At 61.8% G+C, this 19189-nt stretch carries 16 protein-coding genes; 8 read left to right on the plus strand and 8 right to left on the minus strand.

The features are described from left to right. The first annotated feature begins 152 nt into the window (after positions 1-152). Complete coding sequence (locus RHEC894_RS07320) at positions 153-788, plus strand: outer membrane protein (protein WP_085736791.1); 636 nt, start codon at positions 153-155, stop codon at positions 786-788. Between the two features lie 196 nt (positions 789-984). Here RHEC894_RS07320 and RHEC894_RS07325 read toward each other — a convergent pair whose 3' ends face one another. Then, complete coding sequence (locus RHEC894_RS07325) at positions 985-1581, minus strand: glutathione S-transferase family protein (protein ID WP_085736792.1); 597 nt, start codon at positions 1579-1581, stop codon at positions 985-987. Between the two features lie 58 nt (positions 1582-1639). Continuing rightward, a complete protein-coding gene (locus RHEC894_RS07330; RefSeq protein WP_085736793.1) occupies positions 1640-2524 on the minus strand; it encodes a 23S rRNA (adenine(2030)-N(6))-methyltransferase RlmJ in 885 nt (294 codons plus the stop codon). Between the two features lie 16 nt (positions 2525-2540). On the opposite strand from RHEC894_RS07330, the gene RHEC894_RS07335 reads away from it, so the two are divergent. Both RHEC894_RS07335 and RHEC894_RS07340 read left to right on the plus strand, forming a co-directional pair. After that, positions 2541-4745, plus strand: coding sequence for a molybdopterin oxidoreductase family protein (locus tag RHEC894_RS07335; protein ID WP_085736794.1), 2205 nt, complete (start codon positions 2541-2543; stop codon positions 4743-4745). Beyond that, on the plus strand, positions 4742-5332 hold the full coding sequence (locus RHEC894_RS07340; RefSeq protein ID WP_085736795.1) for an NUDIX domain-containing protein: 591 nt from the start codon (positions 4742-4744) through the stop codon (positions 5330-5332). The genes RHEC894_RS07335 and RHEC894_RS07340 overlap by 4 nt, the downstream gene beginning before the upstream one ends. A 69-nt stretch (positions 5333-5401) precedes the next feature. On the opposite strand, the gene RHEC894_RS07345 is transcribed toward RHEC894_RS07340, so the two are convergent. Next, a complete protein-coding gene (locus RHEC894_RS07345; RefSeq protein ID WP_010069078.1) occupies positions 5402-6700 on the minus strand; it encodes an NAD(P)/FAD-dependent oxidoreductase in 1299 nt (432 codons plus the stop codon). A gap of 4 nt (positions 6701-6704) precedes the next feature. Continuing rightward, positions 6705-7328: a PadR family transcriptional regulator gene (locus RHEC894_RS07350; RefSeq protein ID WP_281069156.1), complete on the minus strand. Its 624-nt coding sequence runs from the start codon at positions 7326-7328 to the stop codon at positions 6705-6707. Between the two features lie 220 nt (positions 7329-7548). Here RHEC894_RS07350 and RHEC894_RS07355 point away from each other — a divergent pair, with 220 nt between their 5' ends. Further along, positions 7549-8718 (plus strand): alpha-D-ribose 1-methylphosphonate 5-triphosphate diphosphatase, encoded by a 1170-nt coding sequence (locus RHEC894_RS07355; protein WP_085736796.1) that lies wholly within the window; start codon positions 7549-7551, stop codon positions 8716-8718. Here RHEC894_RS07355 and purN read toward each other — a convergent pair. Both purN and purM read right to left on the minus strand, forming a co-directional pair. After that, positions 8715-9386 (minus strand): phosphoribosylglycinamide formyltransferase, encoded by a 672-nt coding sequence (gene purN / locus RHEC894_RS07360; RefSeq protein WP_010068408.1) that lies wholly within the window; start codon positions 9384-9386, stop codon positions 8715-8717. The genes RHEC894_RS07355 and purN overlap by 4 nt on opposite strands. Next, entirely contained in the window at positions 9383-10456 is a 1074-nt protein-coding gene (gene purM, locus RHEC894_RS07365) for a phosphoribosylformylglycinamidine cyclo-ligase (protein ID WP_085736797.1), read from the minus strand. Before purM ends, purN begins: the two co-directional genes overlap by 4 nt. A gap of 245 nt (positions 10457-10701) precedes the next feature. On the opposite strand from purM, the gene RHEC894_RS07370 reads away from it, so the two are divergent. The 4 genes from RHEC894_RS07370 (at position 10702) to ppx (ending at position 16335) form a co-directional block, all read left to right on the plus strand. Beyond that, positions 10702-11826, plus strand: coding sequence for an AI-2E family transporter (locus tag RHEC894_RS07370; protein ID WP_085736798.1), 1125 nt, complete (start codon positions 10702-10704; stop codon positions 11824-11826). Beyond that, positions 11819-12532: a DnaA regulatory inactivator HdaA gene (gene hdaA, locus RHEC894_RS07375; protein ID WP_085736799.1), complete on the plus strand. Its 714-nt coding sequence runs from the start codon at positions 11819-11821 to the stop codon at positions 12530-12532. The genes RHEC894_RS07370 and hdaA overlap by 8 nt, the downstream gene beginning before the upstream one ends. Positions 12533-12598: 66 nt before the next feature. Further along, positions 12599-14803 carry an RNA degradosome polyphosphate kinase gene (locus RHEC894_RS07380; RefSeq protein ID WP_085736800.1) on the plus strand — a complete coding sequence of 735 codons (2205 nt, stop codon included), beginning with the start codon at positions 12599-12601 and terminating at the stop codon, positions 14801-14803. Between the two features lie 11 nt (positions 14804-14814). Then, positions 14815-16335: an exopolyphosphatase gene (gene ppx / locus RHEC894_RS07385; RefSeq protein ID WP_085736801.1), complete on the plus strand. Its 1521-nt coding sequence runs from the start codon at positions 14815-14817 to the stop codon at positions 16333-16335. A 288-nt stretch (positions 16336-16623) separates the two neighbouring features. On the opposite strand, the gene RHEC894_RS07390 is transcribed toward ppx, so the two are convergent. Beyond that, positions 16624-17982, minus strand: a complete 1359-nt coding sequence (locus tag RHEC894_RS07390; protein ID WP_085736802.1) for an esterase-like activity of phytase family protein — start codon at positions 17980-17982, stop codon at positions 16624-16626. Positions 17983-18089: 107 nt separating this feature from the next. After that, a complete protein-coding gene (locus tag RHEC894_RS07395) occupies positions 18090-19151 on the minus strand; it encodes an adenylate/guanylate cyclase domain-containing protein (RefSeq protein ID WP_085736803.1) in 1062 nt (353 codons plus the stop codon). Positions 19152-19189: the final 38 nt, after the last annotated feature.

The raw sequence follows: 19189 nt of genomic DNA on the forward strand, positions 1-19189 counted from the left end.
GGCTGCCACAATGATATCACAATTTGGCTCTTTCAAATCCGCATTTGAGTTCCAATTTCAGTCTCGATCCGGAAGGGACATCTGGCAATATCCCGCCAATGCTTCACTGATAGACAGATGAAAAGCGCTGCGGGACTGAAAGGAGACTAAGTATGCGTGTACTCATTGCTGGCCTCATGGCCTCCGTTTTTGCAATTGCCGGCATCTCGGCAGCTCAGGCGGCCGATGCCGTCGACCAGATTCCGGAAGCACCGGTCGCTCAGGATGCTCCGGTCAAGCCGGCTGGCAACTGGGAAGGCTTCTACCTCGGCGGCGCCGGCACCTACAACATGGGTAGCTTCGGTTCCGACCGCCACACCTATGGTTTCGGCGGCCAGGTCTTCACCGGCTACAACTGGCAGCAGGGCCAGATCGTTTACGGCGTTGAATCCGATCTCGGCTACAGCGGCGACGACGTTTCGCAGGGCGGCGTCAAGAACAAGTATGGCTGGAACGGCTCCGTCCGTGGCCGCGTCGGCTACGACATGAACCCCTTCCTGCTGTACGGCACGGCTGGTCTGGCCATTGGCGACGTCAAGGTTTCCGACGGCACCTCGGATGAAAGCAAGACCAACTATGGTTATACGGTCGGCGCCGGCGTCGAAGCCTTCGTGACCAACAACATCACGACGCGCCTGGAATATCGCTACACCGACTACCAGAGCAAGGACTACGACCTCGACTCCGGCAGCTTCTCGCGCGGTTACGACGAGAACAGCGTCAAGCTCGGCATCGGCGTCAAGTTCTAATGCATGTCGCCCGGAAGTGTGCAGCGGTTCCGGGATAACGACACGCATAAAAACAAAGAGCTAAAGCGCGTCGCATGAATCAAGTTTAATGCGACGCACTTTAAGCCGGACATCCAAACAGTAAAAAGCCGGGCACATCGCCCGGCTTTTTACTGTCTGCTCGTTGTTTGCAGGCGCTCCGCCCCCAGTTTTCCGATTATGCGCTGGTCTTGAGCTCCGGATAGGCGGGAAATTTCTTTTCGAACTGCGCCAACCAGTCGATCAGCGGCGCATGATCGGCTTCCCACTGGCCCTTGAAGCGCAGGTCGAGATAGCCGAGCGTGGCGGCCAAGGCGAAATGTCCGCCGTTGAGCTTCTTGCCTGCTTTCGGCGGATTGGCGCTGAGATGCGCAAGCCCGCTCGTGACCTTTTTCCATTGCCGGTCGATCCACGGCTGGTGGATCTTCTCCTCATCGCGAAAGCGCCGCTCGTACATGATCGCCAGCAGGCAGTCGCAGATGCCGTCGCAGAGCGCCTCGAGGACTTCCGCATCCGTGCGTTTGCCTTTCTTGGAAGGGTAGAGCTTGCCCTTCGCCAGCCGGTCGAAATAATGCATGATCGCCACGCTGTCGAAGACCGCGGCGCCGTCATCGATCAGAAGCGTCGGGATCTTGCCGAGCGGATTGTTGTCCACCAGGATCGCCGGCCCGGCATTGGTGTCGACACGGACGGCATTCAATTCCAGGCCCAGGAAATGCGCGGCCATCCGCACTTTGCTGGAATAGGGCGAGGGGGACGACCAAAGAAGCTTCATGGGATACCTGACGAGTTTTTAAAACTGCAGCGGACTATTCCCGAAGCCTTTTGCCCGGTCAATCGTCCCCCAGTCGATCATCCTTGACCGCCTTGGTCTCGCCGCGCAGCCAGAAGGCCCGGTGCGAGGCGAAGCGGTCCTGCGCCAGATGGTCTTTCAGCGCCGGCAGCAACTGGTGCAGCTCGTCCTTGAGCGTGAAGGGCGGATTGACAATGACGAGGCCCGAGCCCGTCAGTCCGGTGATGCCGCGGTCGCTGCGCACGGTGAGTTCGGCGCAGAGCATCTTCGGGATGTCGAGCGCCTGCAGCGTTTCGTGGAATTCCTTGATCGGCGCACCCTTCTTCAGCGGATACCACAGGCAATAGGTGCCGCCGGGAAAGCGGCGGTAGGCCTTTTCCAGCCCCTCGGCCAGCCGCTGATATTCGTTCTCTTCCTCGAAGGGCGGATCGACGAGCACGATGCCGCGCTTCTCCTTCGGCGGCAGATGCGCGCCGAGCGCCAGCCAGCCGTCGAGCTCGGTGATGCGGGCGTGGTGATCGCCCTCGAACAGCCGGTGCAGCCTGAGGTAATCCTCGGGATGCAGTTCCATTGCCGACAGGCGGTCCTGCGGCCGGAACAGCAGGCGGGCAAGTTTCGGCGATCCGGGATAGAAGCGGATGCCGCCCTCAGGGTTGAGCTCGCGGATTGCCGAGAGATAAGGCTCAAGCAGCTCGCAAACCTGCGGCCCGAGATCGGCCTCCATCAGCTTGCCGATGCCTTCAAGCCATTCGCCGGTTTTCTGCGCTTCTTCGGAGGAGAGGTCGTAGAGCCCGATGCCGGCATGCGTGTCGAGCACGCGGAAGGCTCCGTCCTTCTTCTGCATGTAGCGGATCAGCCGCGCCAGCACGGCATGTTTCAGCACATCGGCAAAATTGCCCGCATGATAGATGTGGCGGTAGTTCATTTTCGCTGATGCCCGTATGAATTCGCGTTATCGAGAGTTTTTGTGGCTTTTGGCCGCAGAAGCCTTGCAATATACAAAGGCCATGAACATTGCGACCCCCATCCACGCCAAATCCCCGAAGCTGGACAGCAAGGTCGGCCACACGGCCTGTCCGCACGACTGTCCCTCCACCTGCGCGCTGGAGGTCGAGATAGCGGAGGATGGCCGCATCGGCCGCGTGCGTGGTGCAAACGATCATTCCTACACCTCGGGCGTCATCTGCGCCAAGGTCGCCCGTTATGCCGAACGGCTTTATCATCCCGACCGGCTGATGCATCCCTTGCGCCGCACCGGGGCCAAGGGGGCAGGGCAGTGGCAGCAGATTTCCTGGGACGATGCGCTTGACGAGATCGCCGAAGCCTTCGTGAAGGCCGAGGCGAGGGACGGCAGCGAGGCGATCTGGCCCTATTTCTATGCCGGCACCATGGGCTGGGTGCAGCGCGATTCCATCGATCGCCTGCGCCATGCCAAGCGTTATTCCGGTTTCTTCTCGTCGATCTGCACCAACCCCGCCTGGACCGGCTTCACCGTGGCGACCGGCGCGCTGCGCGGTCCCGATCCGCGCGAAATGGGCCGCACCGATTGCGTCGTCATCTGGGGCACCAATGCGGTCTCGACGCAGGTCAACGTGATGACCCATGCCATCAAGTCGCGCAAGGAGCGCGGCGCCAGGATCGTCGTCATCGACATCTACGACAATCCGACGATGAAGCAGGCCGACATGGCGCTGATCGTCAAGCCGGGCACCGATGCAGCACTCGCCTGCGCCGTCATGCACATCGCCTTCCGCGACGGCTATGCCGACCGTGAATACATGGCGAAATACGCCGACGATCCGGAGGGTCTCGAAGCGCATCTGAAGACCAGGACGCCGCAATGGGCGGCTGCGATCACCGGCCTCTCGGTCGACGAGATCGAAGCCTTCGCCCGCCTCGTCGGCACGACGAAGAAGACCTTCTTCCGCCTGGGCTATGGCTTCACCCGCCAGCGCAACGGGGCTGTTGCCATGCATGCGGCCGCCTCGATCGCCACAGTTCTCGGCTCCTGGCAATATGAGGGCGGTGGCGCCTTCCATTCGAACACCGATATATTCCGCATGAACAATGCGGAACTGACCGGCCGGTCGATGAAGGATGCCGATATCCGCATGCTCGACCAGTCGCAGATCGGCCGGGTGCTGACCGGCGATGCGGTGGCGCTGCGCCATCGCGGCCCGGTGACGGCCATGTTGATCCAGAACACCAATCCGGCCAACATCGCCCCCGAGCAGCGCCTCGTCAGGCGCGGCTTTGCCCGCGACGACCTCTTCGTTGCCGTCCACGAGCAGTTCATGACCGAAACGGCCGACATCGCCGATATCGTCCTGCCCGCGACGATGTTCGTCGAGCACGACGATATCTACCGCGCCGGCGGCCAGAACCATATTCTGCTGGGGCCGAAGCTGGTCGAGCCGCCGCCAAGCGTGCGCACCAATCTCTTCGTCATCGAGGAACTGGCCAAACGCCTCGGCGTCGCCGATCGCCCCGGCTTCGGCTTCACCGCCCGCGAGATGGTCGACCGCGTGCTCGAAGCGAGTGGACTGCCGGATTACGAGCATTTCCTCGAGCACAAATGGTTCGACCGCCAGCCGGCTTTCGAGGAGGCGCATTTCCTGAACGGCTTTGCCCATCCCGATGGCAGGTTCCATTTCCGCCCGGACTGGATCAATCAGCCGGCGCCGAACAAGCCGCCGGCGGCCATCGGCGTGCTCGGGCCGCATGCTGCGCTGCCGGCCTTCCCGGATCAGGTCGATGTCATCGAAGTCGCCGATCCCGAGCATCCCTTCCGTCTCGCCACCTCGCCGGCGCGTAACTTCCTGAATTCGAGCTTCTCCGAGACCAAGACCTCCCGCCAGAAGGAGGGCCGCCCCGAGGTGATGATCAATCCGGCCGACGCCGAAGCCGGCGGCATCGCTCATGGCGATCTCGTCCGCATCGGCAACAGCCGCGGCGACCTGCGCATCCACGCCCGCATCACCACCGAAGTGAAATCGGGCGTGCTGATCGCCGAGGGCCTCTGGCCGAACAAGGCGCATGTCGACGGCGAGGGTATCAACGTTTTGACCGGTGCTGACCCGGTCGCGCCCTATGGCGGGGCGGCCGTACACGACAACAAGGTCTGGCTTCGCAAGGACGCAATATGATGCAGCCGAAATCACGGGTGAAAATCGTCAGCGAGGAAACGCTGTCGAATGGCTGGACGCGGTTGAGCAGCTATCTGCTCGACTACATCGACCGCAGGGGCGCGACCCAGAGATTGAAGCGGGAGGTCTATCACCGCACGCAGGCCGCCTGCATCCTGCTTTACGATCCGAAACGCGATCTCGTCGTCCTCGTCCGCCAGTTCCGCCTTCCTGTCCATCTCCATGGCGATCCCGCCTGGATGATCGAGGTGCCGGCCGGCCTTCTCGACGACGATCATCCCGAAGCGGCGATCCGTCGCGAGGCGATGGAGGAGACCGGTTACCACCTGCGCGATGCGCGTTTTCTGTTCAAATGCTACACCTCGCCGGGTGCCATCACCGAAGTGGTCCACTTCTTCGTATCGCTGATCGACAGCGCCGACCGCGTGGCCGAAGGCGGCGGCCTGGACGAGGAGCACGAGGATATCGAGATTCTCGAAGTCCCGCTCGACGAAGCCGCCGCAATGATCGAAACCGGCGAGATCTTCGACGCCAAGACGATCGTGCTGCTGCAATGGGCGCTGTTGAACAGGGGCACACTTCGATAGCGGGTAAGGCGATCGGGACCTGCTTCTTGACGTGGCCGCTGGGGTGGATCGACATGATCCACGAGGGTATTAGTTCTCCCCGCGAACTCGCATCATTTGCCGAAAGGCGCGCCGCTTGACTGCAGGCATCGCGTTGATGATGCGCATCCCGCCGCGCGTGACAGCGAGCTGGAGTCTGCCGACAATCGGCCGATGAGCCAGATCGCTCGCATCCATCTGCTTTTTCGATTCATGAATTGCTTCACGACTATAGCGAAGCATCTCGACTTCGTAAGCGTGTATGGCTTCGATGAGCGGCTTTCGCCCCTGGTTCGCTTCGACCAGCATGCGTCCAAGCAGTGCGGCATCGCGAAGCGCTGTATTGGCGCCTGCGCCTCGCCCGGGTGTCATCGTATGGATAGCGTCACCGAGCAGAGTCACATTTGAACTCGCCCAAGGCGACAGCGGGACCGAGGTCCTGACCTTTATGTCGCGGATCGTCGAGGGGTCTGTCATGCGGATGAGGGTGCGTAAATGCGGATGCCAGTCCCGTGCGAGCTCCAGGCCCAGTTCTCTCAGCTGTTCGCCGCTCAGTCCGGCCGGATCGCGCGGGCAATTCTGCCGAGCGCCCCATATCCCCCAGCCGATGCTGTCCTCGTCGAGCGCTCCGACGAAATCCGGCCAACGGGCAGCGACACCAGGATCATTTCGGCTGTCGCCGAACTCGAGCGAGTGAATGATTGCGCCGAAGCCCATCGGCGCCATAATCACCGACATGCCTTTGAACATTTTGTCCGACAGCAGGGCTTTCGTCTCGACCGTCATAGGAATTTTGCCCCCGATCGATATGATCCCCGTATCTTCCAGACGCGCTTCCGGCAGGCGTTGCCTGCGTACCGCGGAACCCGTGCCGTCGGCGCCTACCAGGACGTCTCCCGTCGCACGGCTCCCATCCTGAAAGCAGGCGGTGACCGACCCGTCGGCGTTGCTTGAGTAGCCTTGAAGCGCTTTCCCGAAGAGGACGTCGTCTTCAAGACCCCTGAGCAGAACCCGCCTCAGCGTCTTTCGAATGACATTCTTTTCACCGTCGAGAGCATTCGGGTCTGTATCATCGATATCGAAGCTCAGCACTTCGCAGAGCTGTTCAGTGAGCATGTTGAAATAACGCGGCGACCTGGCGCAGGTGGCGACGTAGAGATCGTAGAGCTCGCCGGGGATGCAGGCTCGCAGCGCTCGGCTTCCAGCCGGGCTGATGCCGACGCGATGACCCCCGCTGTCGGTATTCGGCTGAAGGTCGCGCTCATATACCGCTATGCAAACCCCAGCCTGCTTAAGCAGCTGAGCGAGTGCCAAACCGCCGGTTCCGGCGCCGATAATCAAAACCTTCATGGTGTTAGCCCTGGTCGAGTTTGGCATCGATGGAGAACTTGGCGGCGATCTGCCTCAGCCATTCTTCCGTCCAGCTGATGCGCTGGGCGCCGAGATCCCCGACAATGCTGTTGACCCAGGATAATTCGGCTGCGTGAAGCGCTCGGAGATATTCCATCTCGAGAAGGAAGAGCCTTGGAACCACCTGCGCTTCCTGCAGGACTTCGTCGATCCGGCGAAGTTCCACCTCGAGGGCTTTTGCTCTGAGCTCGAGCTGCCTCGCCACATCATCAGGCGTAAGCAAAGGAAGAAATGATATGGCTGCGGGGAATTCGGGATATTCCTGCGTTAAGGTCGACAATATCGCCCGCATCCATTCCAGCGCGATCTTGCGGCCCTTCTCGGATATCTCGTACACGGTCCGCTCGGGACGTTTGTCATCCCGGACTGTTTTCTGCGCGGTGATCAAACCCTCGCGTTCGAGCCGCTGGATTGTTTGATAAAGGCTCGCTCTCTGCGTGACATTGATCACCTCGTCCTTGCCGCGCTCCTTGATGAGCCGCTGCATTCGATAGGGATGCAGTGGCTCTTCCATGAGCATTGCAAGGACGGCGAGCGCGATTGGAGAGCGTTTGATCATAATAGTCATAGTATTACTAGTTATTTTATGACTAGTCAATGCGGCCGCCGGGGCCGCTGCCTTCTGGATATATGCTGCCTGAATCAATGGCCGTGAACCGGGGCAAGTCCATCCTGCCATTCCAAAGCTCAGGTTTCCGCTTTAAGAATAGCGCTCGTAATTTCATACGGCTGTCACCAAGCGGTTCTATCCGCTGCGGCAATCATCGGATGCGGTCAGGAGAAAGCCCATGTGGCTCAGCAATTTCACCCTCGTTCTCCCAAACGAGGTGGTGAGTGAAGGTTCCGTGCGTGTTGAAGATGGCGTCATTGCCGAGATCAGAGCAGAGCCGGTTGCCGCTGCCGCCATCGACGGCGGCGGGCGGCTGCTGATGCCGGGATTCGTCGATCTCCACGGCGACATGATCGAGCGCGAGATCGCGCCGCGGCCGAACGCGACGATGCCGATCGATTTCGGCATCCACGAGCTCGACAAGAAACTTGCCGCTGCCGGTGTGACGACGGCCTTTGCCGCCGTCTCCTTCGCCACCGAAAGCGTCTACGGCCACGTCCGCTCGCTGGAGACCACCTCGGCCGTGATCGAGGGCATCAACCGCCTGCGCGACGATCTGCTGATCGACCACCGCGTCCACGCCCGCTACGAAATCACCAATGTCGGCGCCGCTCCCGCACTCGAGCGCCTGCTGAATGCCGGTCAGGTCGACATGGTCTCGCTCACCGACCACACGCCGGGCCAGGGCCAGTACAACAACCTGCAAAGCTACATCCTCAGCATTTCCGAGCGCCGCGCCATCTCCGAGGACATGGCCGCCGAGATCGTCGCCAAGCGCATCGCCATGCGCAGCAATCCCGAGATCGAGGCCAAGCTGAAGGAGATCGTCGCGCTGTCGCTGAAGCATAAGCTGTCGCTTGCCTCGCATGACGACGACAGCGTCGAGAAGGTCGCCGAAATGCACGACCTCGGCGTCACCATCAGCGAGTTTCCGGTGACCGCACTTGCCGCGGAAGAGGCCCGCCGCCGCGGTCTCTGGACGCTGATGGGCGCCCCGAACGCCCTGCGCGGCCAATCGATGTCCGGCAATCTCAGTGCCCTCGATGCCGCCAAGGCCGGACTGCTCAGCGTCATCGCCGCCGATTATCATCCGGCCGCCTTCGTGCCCGGCATCTTCAAGCTCGCCGACATGGTGGAAGGCGGTCTGCCCTCAGCCGTCGCCATGGCAACCGGCAATGCCGCCCGCTCCGCCGGCCTCTCCGACCGCGGCGAAATCGCCCTCGGTCAGCGCGCCGATCTTGTGGCGGTCGAACCCGGCGACATCAACCGCATCCGCGCCACCTTCCGCGCCGGCCGCTTTGTTTACAGCGACGGCACGTTGCATCCACTGCGGGCGCTGGCAGCTTAAGCCCGATCGCCGATCAGCGAAATCAGCTGGACCTTGGGCGCAGCGGCCGAACCCTCAGCACTGACGGCTTTACCGCCTTCCATCGCCACGCGGCCTTCGGCAAAGAGCCGCAGCGCCTGCGGATAGATCTGGTGTTCAACGGTGAGCACCCGCGCGGCCAAGCTTTCGGCCGTATCGCCGGAAAGAACCGGCACGGCAGCCTGGCCGATCGTCGGTCCCTCGTCCATGGCTTCGGTGACGAAATGCACGGTGCAGCCGGCAATGCGCATGCCGGCGTCGATGGCGCGCTGATGTGTATGCAGGCCTGGAAACAGCGGCAGCAGGGAAGGGTGGATGTTGAGCATCCGGCCTTCGTAACGCTGGATGAAGGTCGCCGTCAGCAGCCGCATGTAGCCGGCGAGACAGAGAATATCGGGCGAAAGCGTGTCGAGCGCGGAAAAGATCGCCGCCTCATGCGCATCCTTACTGGCGTAATCCTTGCGCGGGAAAGCGAAGGTGGCGATGCCTTCGGCGGCGGCCTTGGCAAGCCCGCCGGCGTCCGGCTTGTCGGAGATGACGCCGACGATTTCGGCCGGATAGTCGGCGGCCTTCGCCGCTGCGATCAGCGCCATCATGTTGGAGCCGCTGCCTGATATGAAGACGACGACGCGTTTGCGCGGCGTGCTCATAGGGCAAGCGTGCCCTTGTAGACCGTACCGGCAGCACCTTCGTCGCGGGCAATCATCCGGCCGAGCGTGATGACCTTTTCGCCTTCGGCCTCCAGTGCCGAGGAAACTGCCGCGGCATTCTCTTCAGCGACGACGACGATCATGCCGACGCCGCAGTTGAAGGTGCGCAGCATTTCTTTCGCCTCGACGCCGCCGGATTTGGCGAGCCATGAGAAGACCGGCGGCGCCTTGACGGCATCAAGATCGATCTCGGCGGCCAGATGTTTCGGCAGCACGCGCGGAATATTTTCAGGGAAGCCGCCGCCGGTGATATGCGCCAGCGCCTTCAGCGCACCCGTCTCGCGGATCGCCTTGAGGAGCGGTTTCACATAGATGCGGGTCGGGGTGAGCAGCGCTTCGCCGAGCTTCTTGCCTTCGGCGAACGGCGCCGGCGCATCCCAGCCGAGGCCGGAGAGTTCGACGATCTTGCGCACCAGCGAGAAGCCGTTGGAATGGGCGCCGGAGGAGGCGAGGCCGAGGATCACGTCACCCTCGGCGATATCGCCGGACGGCAGCAGCTTGCCGCGCTCGGCAGCACCGACGGCAAAACCGGCGAGATCGTAATCGCCGGAGGAATACATGCCGGGCATTTCGGCGGTTTCGCCGCCGATCAGCGCGCAGCCCGCCTCGCGGCAGCCGGCTGCGATGCCGCCGACGATCGCCGCACCCTGGTCGGGATCGAGTTTGCCGGTCGCGAAATAATCGAGGAAGAACAGCGGCTCGGCGCCCTGCACCACGAGATCGTTGACGCACATGGCGACGAGGTCGATGCCGACGGTGTCGTGATAATCGGCATCGATGGCGATCTTCAGCTTGGTGCCGACGCCGTCATTGGCGGCGACCAGAACCGGATCGGTAAAGCCTGCGGCCTTGAGATCGAAGAGCCCGCCGAAGCCGCCGATCTCGCCGTCGGCGCCGGGACGCCTGGTCGAGCGCACCGCCGGTTTGATCTTCTCGACGAGGAGGTTGCCGGCATCGATGTCGACGCCCGCGTCGCTGTAGGTCAGGCCGTTTTTCCCAGACTGGCTCATGCTGGTCTCCGATGGCTATTTCAGGCGGCAGACGCGCCGCGTCATCTGCCGGTCGCAATTGCATGACAGGGGCGTTTATGCAAGCGCTGCATGGCAAAAGCCTCCAATTTCCCGCGTCTTCTCGCAGGCTTTCCGGGATTTGCCGCGACAGGGTTGACCATCTTTGCGCCTGCATCCTATGTGCTGAATGGCCGCTTCGGTTCGGATGCGGCGTTTGGCGGCGGAAAGCGATCAGCGGAGAAGAGATGCCACAGCAAGTCAGCGGCAACAGTCTCAAGCGTCAGATCTTCTTCTGGCTGGCAGTGCTCGTCTTCTTCATCGCCTTTCTCTACGTCTTCAGCTCGATCCTCTTGCCGTTCATCGCCGGCATGGCGATCGCCTATTTCCTCGATCCCGTGGCCGACCGGCTGGAGCGTCTGGGCCTGAGCCGCATGATGGCGACGGTCGTCATCCTGATCGCCTTCGTGATCACCTTCGCGCTGGCGCTGATGATCCTCATTCCCGTGCTCGTCAGCCAGTTCAACGATTTCGCCGAGCGGCTGCCGGGTTACATCAGCCAGCTGCAGCAGTTCATCGACAGCTCGAAAAACTCGCTGCTGCCGGACTGGGTCAAGAGCCAGGCTGGCACGATCAAGGACAATTTCTCCGGCATCCTCTCCGAAGGCATGGGCTTCTTGACCGGGCTCTTCGCGCAGATCTGGAATTCCGGCAAGGCGATCGTCGACGTCATATCGCTGCTCGTCGTCACCCCCGTCGTCGCCTTCTATATCCTGCTCGATTGGGACCGCATGGTCTCCAAGGTCGATCAGTGGATCCCGCGCGATTATATCAGCGACGTCCGCCAGATCGCCAGCGAGATCGATCAGGCGATCGCCGGTTTCATCCGCGGCCAAGGCTCGCTCTGCCTCATCCTCGGCATTTATTATGCCGCCGGCCTCTCCCTGGTCGGGCTGAACTTCGGCCTGTTGATCGGTCTCTTCGCCGGCATGATCAGTTTCATCCCCTATGTCGGCTCGATGGTCGGCCTGGTTCTCGCCGTCGGCGTGGCGATCGTCCAGTTCTGGCCGGATTATTTCTGGATCGGCCTGGTGCTCGCCGTCTTCTTCAGCGGCCAGTTCCTCGAAGGCAACATCCTGCAGCCCAAACTCGTCGGCTCCAGCGTCGGCCTGCATCCGGTCTGGCTGATGTTTGCGCTTTTTGCCTTTGGCGCGCTCTTCGGTTTCGTCGGGCTTCTGGTCGCGGTGCCGGCGGCGGCGGCCGTCGGTGTGCTTGTTCGTTTCGCGCTTTCGCGTTACCTTCAGAGCGATCTTTATTTTGGCGGGTCATCCAGTGGCCGCGCCCGGAAGACGAAATCAGTTCCCAATGAATGACGTGAAGAACGCTGATCCGAAGCGCAAGGCCGGAGAGCAGCTGCCGCTCGCCTTTTCGCATGATGCCGCCAGCGGGCGTGACGACCTGCTGATCTCGGAGCGTCTCGCTGCTGCCGTTTCGATCGTCGACGCCTGGCCGAACTGGCCGTCGCCAGTCGTTATCCTTGCCGGCCCGGTGGGCTCGGGCAAATCGCATCTGGCCGGCATCTGGAAGGAACACAGCGGGGCGGAGATCATTCATCCCAAGCTCGGCTCCGATGCCGCCGTTGCGGCGGCGAACGGCCCCGTTCTATTTGAGGATGCCGATCGTCTCGGTTTCGACGACAATGCGCTGTTCCACGTTATCAACAGCGTACGCGAAAACGGCACCAGCCTTTTGATCACAAGCCGTCTCTGGCCGATGTCGTGGCCGGTTTTGCTGCCCGATCTGCGCTCGCGCCTGAAGGCTGCGACCGTCGTCGAGATCGGCGAACCCGATGAGGCGCTGTTGTCGCAGGTAATCGTCAAGCTCTTTGCCGACCGGCAGCTTTATATAGATGACAAACTCGTGCTCTATATCGTCAACCGGATGGAGCGGTCGCTGAACGCCGCCCAGACGATCGTCGAAAGGCTTGACCGGCTGGCCCTGTCGCGAGGCACCAAAATCACCCGCACTCTGGCCGCTGAAGTATTGAATGAATTGGGAAATTCGGAGCCGGCCGATTGACTGTCACAGTTCCGTCGTGAAACTGATATAATTGCCGTCGGCGATTGAGAACGGGGTAAGCGGACCATGGATAGCGCAGTCGCAGAACATCAGGAACTCACGCCTGAGATCAACGATAATACCCCCCCGCTGGAAGAGCTGCTCAAGAGCCCCGAGCGCTTCATCAATCGGGAATTCTCCTGGCTGCAATTCAACCGCCGTGTCCTGGAAGAAACCTTGAATACCGAGCATCCGCTGCTCGAGCGCGTCCGCTTTCTGTCGATTTCGGCCGCCAACCTCGATGAATTCTTCATGGTGCGCGTCGCCGGCCTCGAGGGTCAGGTGCGCCAGAACATCGCCATTCGCAGCCCCGACGGCAAGACGCCGGCCGAACAGCTCGATTCGATCCTGCAGGAGATCGACCATCTGCAGATGGAGCAGCAGGCCTCGCTCGCCGTGCTGCAGCAGTATCTCGCCAAGGAAGACATCCTGATCGTGCGCCCCGGCGCCTTGAGCGATGCCGACCGCCAGTGGCTGGCCGCTGAATTCGAACAGGCGATCTTTCCGGTTCTGACGCCGCTGTCGATCGATCCGGCCCATCCGTTCCCCTTCATTCCCAATCTCGGCTTCTCGATCGGCCTGCAGCTCGTCAGCAAGAACGGCCGCGAGCCGATGACGGCGCTGCTGCGCCTGCCGGTGGCGCTCGACCGCTTCGTCCGTCTGCCCGATGATGGAAATACGATCCGCTACATCACGCTGGAAGACGTCGCCAACGTCTTCATCCACAGGCTCTACCCCGGCTACGAAGTGCAGGGCTCCGGTACGTTCCGCGTCATCCGCGACAGCGATATCGAAGTCGAGGAAGAGGCCGAGGATCTCGTCCGCTTCTTCGAAACGGCGCTGAAGCGCCGCCGCCGCGGCAAGGTCATCCGCATCGAGACCGATTCCGAAATGCCGGCCTCGCTGCGCCAGTTCGTCGTCCAGGCGCTCAGCATTCCCGACAACCGCGTCGCCGTTCTGCCGGGCCTGCTGGCGTTGAACACCCTGTCGGAGATTACCAAAGCGCCGCGCGACGATCTCCGGTTCCAGCCCTACAATGCGCGATTTCCCGAGCGCGTCCGCGAACATGCCGGCGACTGCTTCGCCGCCATCCGCGAAAAGGACATGGTCGTCCACCACCCCTACGAATCCTTCGACGTGGTGGTCCAGTTTCTTCTCCAGGCTGCGCGCGATCCTGATGTCCTGGCGATAAAGCAGACGCTCTACCGCACCTCCAACGACAGTCCGATCGTGCGCGCGCTGGTCGACGCCGCCGAAGCCGGCAAGTCGGTGACGGCGCTGGTGGAACTCAAGGCCCGCTTCGACGAAGAGGCGAACATCCGCTGGGCGCGCGATCTCGAGCGTGCCGGCGTGCAGGTCGTCTTCGGCTTCATCGAACTCAAGACCCACGCCAAGATGTCGATGGTCGTCCGCCGCGAAGAAGGCAAGCTGAGGACCTATTGCCATTTGGGAACGGGCAACTACCACCCGATCACGGCGAAGATCTATACCGACCTCTCCTATTTCACCTGCAATCCCGTCATCGCCCACGACATGGCGAATATCTTCAACTTCATCACCGGCTATGGCGAGCCGGAACAGGGCATGCAGCTCGCCATCTCGCCCTATACGATGCGCCCGCGCATCTTGCGCCACATCGAAGAAGAGATTCAGCACGCCAAGAACGGTGCGCCGGCGGCGATCTGGATGAAGATGAATTCGCTTGTCGATCCCGACATCATCGACGCGCTCTATCGCGCCAGCCATGCCGGCGTCGAAATCGATCTCGTCGTGCGCGGCATCTGCTGCCTGCGTCCGCAGGTGCCCGGTCTCTCGGAAAAGATCCGCGTCAAGTCGATCGTCGGCCGCTTCCTCGAACACAGCCGCATTTTCTGCTTCGGCAACGGCCACGGCCTGCCGTCCGATAAGGCGCTGGTTTACATCGGTTCGGCCGACATGATGCCGCGAAATCTCGACCGCCGCGTCGAGACTATGGTTCCGCTGACGAATCCGACCGTTCACGAGCAGGTCTTGTCACAGATTATGCTCGGCAACGTGATTGACAATCAACAAAGCTACGAGATATTGCCCGACGGTACGTCGCGGCGCATGGAGGTGCGCAGGGGCGAAGAACCGTTCAATGCGCAGCAGTATTTCATGACCAATCCGAGCCTGTCAGGCCGTGGTGAAGCTCTGAAATCCAGCGCGCCGAAACTGATCGCCGGCCTGCTCGAAGGCCGCAACAACAAGTAAAACTGGACCATATGGTTGAATCTGAAGCCCAGGGGCGCCTTCCAGGGATCGCCCCGGTCTCCGTCGTCGACATTGGATCGAATTCCATTCGTCTTGTCGTCTACGAAGGCCTGTCCCGTTCGCCTACGATCCTCTTCAACGAAAAGGTCCTCTGCGGCCTCGGCAAAGGCATAGCCGTCACCGGCAAGATGGATGAAGAAAGCGTCATCAGGGCTCTGGCGGCGCTGCACCGTTTCAAGGCCCTGTCCGATCAGGCCCGCGCCGCCACCATGTATGTGCTGGCGACGGCCGCCGCCCGCGAGGCGAGCAACGGTCCCGATTTCATCCATCAGGCCGAAACGATCCTGCAGCGCCACGTCCGGGTGCTCTCCGGCGAGGAGGAGGCTCGTTTCGCCTCACTCGGCATCATCAGCGGCTTCTTCAATCCCGATGGCATTGCCGGCGACCTCGGCGGTGGTTCGCTTGAACTGATCGACATCAAGGGCAAGGAGGTCGGCAAGGGCATCACCCTTCCGCTCGGCGGTCTGCGCCTGTCGGAATATGCCGGCGGTTCGCTTTCCAAGGCCCGGACCTTTGCCCGCAAGCAGGTGAAGACGGCAAAGCTCCTGGCGAAAGGCGAGGGGCGCACCTTCTACGCCGTCGGCGGCACCTGGCGAAATATCGCCAAGCTGCACATGGAGATCACCAATTATCCGCTGCACATGATGCAGGGTTATGAAGTGTCGCTCGAAGCGATGATGCTGTTCCTCGATCAGGTGGCGGCTGCGCGCGATTCCAAGGAGCCGGCGCTGCAGGCCGTTTCCAAGCACCGCCGTTCGTTGCTGCCCTTCGGCGCCATCGCCATGAAGGAAGTCTTGAGCGTCATGAAGCCGTCGGTGATTTCCTTCTCGGCGCAGGGCGTGCGCGAGGGATATCTCTATTCGCTGCTGTCGGAAGCCGAGCGCCGCGCCGATCCGCTGCTGGCCGCTGCCGGCGAACTGGCGATCCTGCGTGCCCGTTCGCCGGAGCACGCCCGCGAACTGGCGGAATGGACCGGCCGCATGATGCCGCTCTTCGGCGTCCAGGAAACCGAAGAGGAAAGCCGCTATCGTCAGGCCGCCTGTCTGCTTGCCGATATCAGCTGGCGCGCTCATCCCGATTATCGCGGCCTGCAGGCGCTGAACGTCATCGCCCACTCCTCCTTCGTCGGCATCAGCCATCCCGGCCGCGCTTTCATCGCGCTCACCAACTACTACCGTTTCGAGGGCCTGCACGACGACGGCGCCACCGGACCGCTGGCGCAGATCGCCACGCCGCAATTCATCGAGCGCGCCAAGCTGCTCGGCGGCATGCTGCGCGTCGTCTACCTCTTCTCGGCCTCGATGCCGGGCATCGTCAAAAGCCTCACCTTCCGCAAATCGGCGAATCCGGATCTCGACCTCGAATTCGTCGTGCCCCCCGAATACCGCGATTTCGCCGGCGAACGCCTGGACGGCCGCCTGCAGCAGCTGTCGCGGCTCACGAACAAGAGGCTGGCGTTTCGGTTCGAGTAGGGTGGTGCAATGGTCGTTGTGCCGTGCCGGCCCCCTCTGGCCTGCCGGCCATCTCCCCCACAGGTGGGGAGATCGGCTAGGCGCACCGGTTTCCCAAAGCAATTGCCGTTGCAGCGCGACGAAACGGTAGAGGGGTGGGAAGGCTAAGCCACTTGTGATCTCCCCACCTGTGGGGAGATACCCGGCAGGGCAGAGGGGGGCTGGCGCGGCACACCATCAGATACATAACTTGCCAAACAAAAGGGCGGCACTTCCGCACCGCTCCCTCCATCTCACATCAAACCCAAATCACTTCGCGTTCAAAAACTCACCGACCTCCAGCAGGCTGAACTCGCTATTGTCGGCCTTGTCGACGGCGCGGCCGGCTGAGAAGGGCAGGTTGTTGTCGTTGCCGATGATGATGTGCGTGGCGTCGACGCGGTCGACGTTTTCGATCGTCACGAAGGGCATGTCGTAGACGCCGTCCTTGGCGCCGGCCTTCTTCTTGTTGTCGGGGTCCTGGATATTCAGAAGGTCGATATAGCCGATCTTGCGGACGGCCTTGCCGGCATTGGCGTCGTTGAACTCGATCTTGTAGACGCGCTTCAGCTCGGCCGGAGCCTCGAAGCAATCCGGCTTCGGCTGCTTCGGGTCGGCGCAGGCCTTGTCCTTGGTGCCGGCGCCGCTGTCGCGCTCGATGACGAGAGCGGTCGTGTCGTCGAGCATGTTGAAGTCGCCGATCGACACACCCTTGTCCTCGAACGGATAGAGCCAGCTGCGGCCGGTCCACTTCTTGGCGGCGACGTCGAATTCGATGATGCGGACGGCGGTGTGGCCATCGGCCGATTCCATCTGGCCGTCATCCCTATAGAGGGCGCCTTCGAGCAGGCCGTAGAGCTTGGCGCCGTCCTTCGACATGGCAAGGCCTTCGAAGCCGCCGGAGCGCTTCAGGTTGAAGACCGGCATCTTCGCGGTCGGGTTGCCGGGAAGCTGGATCAGCGGATTGTCGGGCGAAAGCACCGACTTGCCGTCGAGCGTCGTCGCGATGACGTCGGTCAGACGGCCCGCCGTGTCGACCTTGAGGATGTAGGGGCCGAATTCGTCGCCGAGCCAGAAACCGTCGGCAACGGGCTGGATCGATTCGATGTCGAAGTCGGCGCCGGTGAGGTAACGCGTATCGGTGCCTTCGAGCACGATCGGGAAGGGGGCGATCTTGTTCGGATCGGAGAGGAAGAGGTTCTTGACGACGTCAGCCTTGTTGGCTGCCCAGTCGAACTTCATCTGGTGCAGGAAGAGCATGGCGTCGGAGGAATTGGCCTTCGAGCCGAAGCCGTTATCCGTCAGCGTCCAGAAGGTGCCGTCAGCCATCGTCTTGATGCCGGAGAAACCCTGGATCGCCTGGCCGTCGAAGGGGAGCTTCAGATCGGTGATGCGGGCGCCGTCCTTGCCGGGAACGGTGCCGAGCGCTTCGGTGCGTTTGCGGTCTGCCGTCGTGAACTTGCCGGAGTGCTTGAGGAATTCAGGAGCGTCGGCGGGGGCCGGAACCATCGTGTTGGCAGGCAGGATCGCCTGGCCGGCGAGCTTGGCCGGGAATTGCTGCTGGTCGGCCGAAGCGGAGGCGGCCATCAGGATGAAAAGCGATACGGAAGCAAAAAGGACGTTCTTCATAATATCCCCATGGAACGGATGCGAATGGCTTCCGCTTAGCAGGGCTTCCGTGTCAGCGAATTGACGGTTGGGTGAAGCTTTGGTGACGCGGGCTGAAAGCGTTTTGCTCAGCCGTGCAGGATGACTGCCGGCGTGTTCAGCACTGTCACTGCCCGTGAGGAAAGCGCCATCACACCCAGCGCCTGACCGCGCCCCTTGACGGCATGGGTGCCGAGATCCTCGCAGGCGATATCGTCGGGAAACTCCATGCGCCGGGCAAGCTCGGCGGAGATCAGCACCGGCCGGTTCAGGCTGCGGCAGAGCGCCTCCAGCCGGGCGGTGGTGTTCACGGTGTCGCCGAAATAGCTGATCTTGTGATGGTCGACGCCGATTTCGGCGGTGATGATCTCGCCGCCGTGAAGGGCAGCCCGCAGCTTCGGCACCTGGCCGTAATTTTTCCGCCAGCCGGCGGCATTGGCTTCGATATCGGCGAGGATGTCGAAGATGCAGCGCACGCAGCGCGCATTCTTGACGCCGCGGGCAAGCGGCCAGGTGATGATCGCCGCATCGCCGACATAGTCGTTGATCATGCCCTTGTGGCGCCGGACGGGCTCGGCGAAGGTCGCAAACAGCGAGCTCAGCAGCTGCTGCGCTCTGAGGTCGCCGTGCTTTTCGGCAAAGGCCGTCGAATCGACCAGATCGATGAACAGGAAGACACGCTCTTCCTTGACCGGATTGCGGTAGCGGCTGATGAGCATGCTGAGGAAAACTTCACGGCCGAGCAGTTCCCGCACGCGCAGGATGAAGATCATCGCCGAACAGACGGCAAGCGCATAGAGGAAGACCTTGAACGGCATGACGACGAGATCGAGGAGCGACGTTGGATTCAGCATGCCGAGCGACCACAGCAGCAGGCCGGCGCAGGCAAAGCCGATGCTCATCAGGATCTCGTAGATCACCAGTTCGGTGATAATGAAAACGAAGGTCGGCAGCTTCTGGATGCGCCTATACAGCCCGCGAAACAGCACCTTACGTTCGAAGGCGAGGATCGGCATGCCGATGAAGAGCGCAAAGATCGCCCCGATAACCGGCGTCTGGGTGGAGTAGAACATCAGGTCATAGACGACGCCGCTGGCAGCCAGAACGATCGTGATCAAGATCCAGTTCTGCGTCGGAGATATTTCCCGCATGCGGCCCTTTCGCCCCGATGGTTCTCCCGACCATTGTT

Origin of the sequence: Rhizobium sp. CIAT894 (assembly GCF_000172795.2) — a bacterium.
In the GTDB taxonomy this organism is placed as follows: Bacteria; Pseudomonadota; Alphaproteobacteria; order Rhizobiales; family Rhizobiaceae; genus Rhizobium.